The organism is Mycobacterium sp. 1165178.9 (genome assembly GCF_001673555.1).
In the GTDB taxonomy this organism is placed as follows: domain Bacteria; phylum Actinomycetota; class Actinomycetes; order Mycobacteriales; family Mycobacteriaceae; genus Mycobacterium.
On sequence record NZ_LZMB01000143.1, the window covers coordinates 1 to 6,852 of the forward strand.

At 67.8% G+C, this 6,852-nt stretch carries 5 protein-coding genes and 2 pseudogenes; 4 read left to right on the forward strand and 3 right to left on the reverse strand.

What is annotated here, in order from left to right; all coding sequences use genetic code 11:
* Both eccE and eccA read left to right on the forward strand, forming a co-directional pair.
* The coding region (gene eccE / locus A5652_RS06890) for a type VII secretion protein EccE (protein WP_156745195.1) at positions 1 to 1,554 on the forward strand (1,554 nt) is incomplete at its 5' end.
* Between the two features lie 113 nt (positions 1,555 to 1,667).
* Complete coding sequence (eccA, locus tag A5652_RS06895; RefSeq protein WP_082983801.1) at positions 1,668 to 3,527, forward strand: type VII secretion AAA-ATPase EccA; 1,860 nt, start codon at positions 1,668 to 1,670, stop codon at positions 3,525 to 3,527.
* 3 nt (positions 3,528 to 3,530) lie between these two features.
* On the opposite strand, the gene A5652_RS06900 is transcribed toward eccA, so the two are convergent.
* Positions 3,531 to 3,971 (reverse strand): nitroreductase family deazaflavin-dependent oxidoreductase, encoded by a 441-nt coding sequence (locus tag A5652_RS06900; RefSeq protein ID WP_067348235.1) that lies wholly within the window; start codon positions 3,969 to 3,971, stop codon positions 3,531 to 3,533.
* On the reverse strand, positions 3,968 to 4,825 hold the full coding sequence (locus tag A5652_RS06905; protein WP_067348238.1) for an NAD(P)H-binding protein: 858 nt from the start codon (positions 4,823 to 4,825) through the stop codon (positions 3,968 to 3,970). Before A5652_RS06905 ends, A5652_RS06900 begins: the two co-directional genes overlap by 4 nt.
* Positions 4,826 to 4,936: 111 nt before the next feature.
* On the opposite strand from A5652_RS06905, the gene sigI reads away from it, so the two are divergent.
* Positions 4,937 to 5,794, forward strand: coding sequence for an RNA polymerase sigma factor SigI (sigI, locus tag A5652_RS06910; RefSeq protein WP_067348241.1), 858 nt, complete (start codon positions 4,937 to 4,939; stop codon positions 5,792 to 5,794).
* On the opposite strand, the pseudogene A5652_RS06915 reads toward sigI, so the two are convergent.
* Positions 5,791 to 6,790, reverse strand: a pseudogene (locus A5652_RS06915) (MinD/ParA family protein). The gene sigI and the pseudogene A5652_RS06915 sit on opposite strands and share 4 nt — an antisense overlap.
* Here A5652_RS06915 and A5652_RS29100 point away from each other — a divergent pair.
* A pseudogene (locus tag A5652_RS29100) lies at positions 6,739 to 6,852 on the forward strand (ATPase); the annotation flags it as partial. The pseudogenes A5652_RS06915 and A5652_RS29100 overlap by 52 nt on opposite strands.

Consider the following 6,852-nt stretch of genomic DNA (forward strand, 5'->3'; position numbering starts at 1 on the left):
TGGGTGGTGTTCGCCCTTGCACTCGCGGGCTGGCTGGTGGGTGGTTACATCGGCGCGGCTGTCGCGGTGGTGGTGGGGATCGCGCTGATCTTCGTGCGCTGGTGGGGTCAGCCGGCGTGGTCGTGGGTCGTCTTGTGGCGGCGCGGCCGGCGTCCGATCGACTGGACTGCCCCGATCACCGTGGCCAACAACCGATCCGGTGGAGGTGTCCGCGTGCAAGACGGCGTCGCCGTCGTCGCGGTGCAGCTACTCGGCAGGGGACACCGAGCGACCATGGTGACCGGCTCGGTGACGGTCGAGACCGAAAACGTGCTCGACATCGTCGAATTGGTGCCGATGCTGCACCAGGCCCTGGGTTTGCAGCTCGATTCGATCAGTGTCGTCACCATCGGTTCTCGGCACGGCACCACCGGAGACTTTCCGCGGGTATACGACTCGGAGATCGGAACGCCACCCTACGCGGGCCGGCGCGAGACGTGGCTGATCATGCGGCTGGCGGTGATCGACAATGCACAAGCCCTCTTCTGGCGCACGACCGTTGGCGCGGCGGCCATTTCGGTCGCCCAACGCATCGCGGGCTTGTTGCGCTGTCAAGGTTTGCGGGCAAAGGTGGCCACCGCCACCGACCTTGTGGAGCTCGATCGCCGGCTCGGGCGCGACGCGGTGTCGGGACACGCGCAGAGATGGAGGGCCATCCGCGGAGAAGCGGGCTGGATGACTACGTACGCGTACCCGGCCGAGGCGATCACTTCGCGCAACCTCTCGCAGGCGTGGACGCTGCGCGCCGACGAGGTCATCCAGAACGTCACGGTGTTCCCCGACTCCGAGTGCACCGCGACGATCACCGTGCGCACGCCGACGCCCGCGCCGACCCCGCCCAGCGTGATCCTGCGCCGGCTCAACGGCGAGCAGGCCGCTGCCGCGGCCGCGAACATGTGTGGTCCCCTTCCACACCTGAGGGGTATTCGGCGCAGCCCGCTGCCCGCACAACTCGTCACCGAGATCGGGCCGTCGGGCGTCCTGATCGGCAAGCTGAGCAACGGCGATCGGCTGCTGATGCCGGTTACCGACGCCGGCGAGTTGTCGCGCGTGTTCGTCGCGGCGGACGACCCGATCGCCAAGCGGCTGGTGATCCGCACCGCCGGTGCCGGTGAGCGGGTCTGCGTGCACACCCGCGACCTGTCGCGCTGGGTCAGTGTGCGTATGCCGGAGATCAGCGTCGTGAGCGGCTCGCGTCCCGCACCACGGACCACCGTGAGCGTGGTCGAGTACGCTGCGAGGCGGGGCAACGCCTTTGGCGCGGCCGAGGGCGGAGGTATCGAAGCTGCGATCTCACCCACTCCGCGACCGGCGACCGTGATCACCGTCGCACCCGCGGGAGCCAAGCTGTCCGAGGGACAACGGCACGGCTTCGAGGTGATCATCGAGCAGATCAGCCCGGCGGTGGTGAACGTCAGTGCAGCAGGACAGGATTGGCTTGTCGAGATGGACATGTTCCGCGCCGAGAACCGCTACGTCAGTCTCGAGCCGGTAAGCATGTCGGTCGGCACGTAGCAGGTCGGGTAAGGCGAGTTTGAGGCACAGTGTGATGAGCGCACCTACCGGTTGCGGCGGCAGCTCGAATCGGCTGGAGGCGGCTGCCCGCAACCTCGGCGACCGCACCCGCGATGCTTGGCATGGGGGACTCGATGGGTGATTTACAAACGGCCCGAAGGCATTTCGACCGCGCCATGGCGATCAAGAGCCGCCAGGGCCGGGCGGCGGCGTTACCCGAGTTCGTTGCTGCCACCGACGCAGACAAGTCGATGGCCGATGCGTGGCTGGGGCGCATCGCGTGCGGTGACACCGACCTGGCGTCGTTGCGACAGCTCTACGTCACCAGCGAATGGCTACACCGTGAGACCACGCGCATCGGGCAGACACTGGCCGCCCAGATACAGCTGGGTCCCTACATCGGCATCACCGTCACCGACGCGTCACAGGTCGGGCTGGCGTTGTCGTCCGCGTTGACGATCGCCGGGGAGTACGCGGAGGCCGACAAGCTGCTGGCAAACCCTGACTTGCTGGACTCGTGGACCAACTACCAGTGGCACCAGTTGGCCCGGACGTTTTTGATGTACCGGACGCAACGCTGGCCGGACGTGCTGCTGACCGCCGCCGAGGAGCTGCCCGCGCACGCCATCGTGATGTCGGCTGTGACAGCGTCGATTTGCGCGCTGGCCGCTCACGCCGCCGCCCACCTGGGCCAGGGACGGGTCGCCCTGGATTGGCTGGACCGCGTCGACGTGATCGGGCACACCCAGGCGTCGTCGCGCTTCGACTCCGACGTGTTGACGGCCTCGATCGGCCCGGCCGACATCCCGCTGCTCGTCGCCGATCTGGCCTATGTGCGGGGGATGGTGCACCGGCAGCTGCGCGAGGAGGACAAGGCCCAGGTCTGGCTTTCCAAGGCCACCATCAACGGGATCCTGACCGAGGCGGCCAAAGAAGCGCTGGCCGACCCGAACCTGCATCTCGTCGTGACCGACGAACAAACCATCAACCGCCGCACCGACCGATGGGACGCCTCCTCGGCCAAGAGCCGCGACGAACTCGAGGACGACGCCGCCAACGACCGGCGGGCCGAGCTGTTGGCCGAGGGGCGGAAGCTGTTGGCCAAACAGGTGGGTCTGGCCGCGGTCAAGGAAGCGGTCGCTGCGCTGGAAGACCAACTCGAAGTCCGGACGATGCGGCTCGAGCATGGGCTGCCGGTGGAGGGCCAGACCAACCACATGCTGCTGGTCGGGCCGCCCGGTACCGGGAAGACGACCACCGCCGAAGCCCTGGGCAAGATCTATGCCGGCATGGGAATCGTGCGGCATCCCGAGATCCGGGAGGTGCGCCGTTCGGATTTCTGCGGCCACTTCATCGGCGAGTCGGGACCCAAGACCAACGAACTGATCGAAAAGTCGCTCGGGCGAATCATTTTCATGGATGAGTTCTATTCCCTGATCGAGCGCCATCAGGACGGCACACCCGACATGATCGGCATGGAGGCCGTCAACCAGCTCCTGGTTGCGTTGGAAGTGCATCGATTCGACTTCTGTTTCATCGGTGCGGGTTACGAAGACCAGGTGGATGCGTTTCTTACCGTGAACCCGGGTTTGGCCGGCCGGTTCAACCGCAAGCTCCGCTTCGAGTCCTACTCGCCGGCGGAGATCGTCGAGATCGCGCACCGCTACGCCACGCCGCGCGCCAGCCTGCTCGACGAGGGCGCGCGCGAATCCTTCTTGGACGCGGCGACGACCATCCGCAACTACACGACTCCCGGCGGGCACCACGGCATCGACGCCATGCAGAACGGTAGGTTCGCCCGCAACGTCGTCGAACGTGCCGAGGGTTTTCGGGACACCCGCGTGGTCGCACAAAAGCGCGCGGGTCAGCCGGTGACGGTGGAGGATCTGCAGATCATCACCGCGGCCGACCTGCAGGCTGCGGTGCGCAGCGTATGTTCTGACAACCGCGACATGGCGGCCATCGTCTGGTGACGGTTACGCCGGCTCGAAGCGGAAGACGGCGAGCCGGCCCGCCAGCGCTTCGAATTCGTCGGCCGTTCCGTCGCTCACCATCCCCGACCGCTTCGCGAAGGCCACACCGACCGGAACTTCGGTGGGGAACGCCCGCAGCACCGGCCGGGCCTCGCTGGCGGACAGTTCGACGATCCGGACGGACCGCGACCGCCGGCCACGGCTGAGCGTGCCGACGCCCGCCGCCCTGGCATTCGCCGCCCAGTCGGCGCCGGGATAGCCGGCCACCACGTAGAGGCCGCCTTCGAAGTGGAAGGGCGTCATCGGGGTGCTGCGTGGCTGGCCCGACTTGCGGCCCGGCACGGTGAGCACCATTGCGGGCCCGGTCGGAATCCCGAGCCGTTGCACCGCCATCATGAACTTGTTCATCGGTTTGAGGTAGCGCGGGGGACGCGGATCGGTCATTTGGAGACTTCTACTTTCTCGTTGGCGAACATACTGCGGTGCTCGGAAACCCAGCGCGCGAACGGAACTGGCGGGCGGCCGAGAATTCTCTCCACATCGCCTGTGACCAGGGCGGGCCTGTCGAGCGTCTCGGCGAGCATGGCGATGTAGGCGTCGGCGAATCCGGCGCCGAACCCCAACGCGATAAACCGTTGTCGCACGGCTTCGGTGGGAATCTCGTGATACTGCAGCGCCCGGCCCAGGACACCGCCGATGACCTCGACCAGCTCCGAGTTGGTGAATGCGCCGGGACCGGTCAGCGGGATCCGCTGTCCCACAAGTTCGTCGGTGAGCAACGCGCGCGCTGCGACACCCGAGATGTCTGACTCGACGATCGGCGCGGTCGACGCGGCGGCGTAGGGCCCGGCGACCACGTCGCCGGCGCGGATCTGCGCGGACCACATGCCGGCGAAGTTCGTCGCGAACACCGTGGGCCGCAGGCTTACCCATGCCAAACCGGAATCGATCGCCAGACGTTCGACCTCTCTGTTGCGGTCGCCGCGGAACCGGGACGGTTGCCGGGCGTCGTCGTCGTCGGCATTGATGGCCGACAGCGCGACCAGCTTGGCGACTCCCTCGCTACGGCATTGGGCCACGACGTCTTCCAACTGCCCGCCGAGCGCCCGCGAGTTCAGGAAGACCGCTGAGGCGCCCGACAGCGCGTCGGTGGCCGAACCGAACACCTCCACGCCCGGGGGAAAGCCGGCCGGCGCCGGTTGTCGGGTGACCGCCCGAACTCGGGCGCCGGCGGCGAGCAGTTCGGTGACGAGTGGGCGTCCGACGTTGCCGGTCGCACCGGTGACGACGATGGTCATGAGGGGTTTCCTTCCGTGAACTTCTTGCACTGCTGAAACGACGGGGCAAAAGGTGGAAAAGTTACAGCGCAAACCGCGTAACTTTTTGCCTCAGCAGATCGTCGAAGGGTCATGAACCACTCCCCGTCCGCCAGCGACCAGGTCAGCGAGGCCTGGCGGCGCCACCGCGCGTATCTGGTCAACCTCGCCTACCAGATGCTGGGTGACATTGGCGAGGCGGAAGACACTGCGCAAGAGGCCTTTCTGCGGCTCGCGCGCGCCGACGTGAACGAGATCGAGGACGTGCGCGGCTGGCTGACCGTGGTGGCGAGCCGCCTCTGTCTCGACCAGGTGCGCTCGGCCCGCGCCCGGTACGAGCGCCCCGGCGACGTCGAGGAACAACCGGCACCGCGCCGCTTCGACCCGGCCGACCGGGTCACCCTCGATGACGAGATCCGCACCGCGCTGCTCGAAGTACTGCGCAGGCTCAGTCCCGGTGAACGGGTCGCCTTCGTGCTCCACGACGTGTTCGGTGTGCCCTTCGACTCGATCTCGGAGACCGTGGGCCGCCCGGTCGGCACCTGCCGCCAGCTGGCGCGACGTGCACGGTCCAAATTTCATGCGGCACAACCGAACCCGACCGAAGTCGCGCCGTCCGAGCACCAACTGGTCACCGAAAAGTTCATCACGGCATGCGCCAACGGTGACCTTCAGGGGTTGGCCGCTGTCCTGGACCCGACGGTGTGGGGCGTGGGCACGATCCTTGCGGACCCCGCGCCGCCACCACAGATCAACCACGGGCCAGATGCCGTGGCCACCAACCTGATGCGCTACCTGTGGCCGGACGTGACGCTGGTCAGCGGTCCTGCCGGGGGCCCGGTGCTGTTGGCTTTCAGCGAGCGTCGCCTGTTCGCCGTCATCGTGCTGACGATCCGCGGATCCCGGGTGTGCAAGATCGAGGCGATCGCCGACCCCTCGGCGCGGGCCTAGTCCCGGTTGTCGGTGGACCGCGGGTCTTTCGCGCCGTCGGGACGGGCCGCGAAGTAGCCGACGATGGTCGCGGTGACCTCGAGGAACTTGCGGCGCGTGGCCGGCGCCAGCTCGTGGCCGACGTCGATCACGCCGCCGGGCCGCAGGTGGGGGTCGAACGGCACTTCGATGACCGGGCGGCCGTGATCGGTGAATTCGCGAGCGAGCAGGGCCCGGGTGCGCTTGTCCGCATGCCCATCGGAATCGTTGAGCACCACGATGCTGCGCTGCAGCAGCGTGGTTAAGCCGTGATCGGTCAGCCACTCCATGGTCCGCGCCGCGGCGGAGGCACCGTCGGCCCAGGGCGACGACACGACGATCAGCGCATCCAGGTCGCGCAGGACTTCCTGGGTGAGCGGCGAGTCCATCGTCGAACCGCAGTCGATGACCGAGATCGTGAAGTGGCGGTCCAGCCGCAACGCGGCTTCCCGGTAGATCGCCGGATCGAGCACCCGCCGCGGACCCGAGGCGGGTTCGCCGGCGAGCACGTGAAGACCCGCGGAATTACGACCCAGCCGCGCCACGACGTCGTCGAAAGACCGAAGGTTCTTGTCCGCGGTGAGCTCCCAGAACGAGCCCGTCGACGTCGGATCGATCCGGCTGCTGAGCCGGCCGAACGCGGTGTCGGCGTCGATCGCCACGACGTGATCTTGCCGACGCAGTGTGGCGAGCAGTGAGCCCACGCTCGCGGCCACCGACGTCTTTCCCACACCGCCCTTGCCCAGGACGCCGACCTTGTAGTTGCCGTAGAGGCGGGTCCGGATGGCCGCCTCGAACTGGGCCTCCTGCTGCTGGGCGGGAGACGGGCCCAGGTTGATCAGGCCGAAGGTGGCCAGTCGCAGGGCCCGTCGCCAACCGCGGTCGGGTAGCTCCCCGCCACCGCGCTGCGGATCCGGTTGGGGGCCGGGGTGGGAAAGACGTCGGTGGCCGCGAGCGTGGGCTCACTGCTCGCCACACTGCGTCGGCAAGATCACGTCGTGGCGATCGACGCCGCCACCGGATTCGTCCGCCGCCGCCGC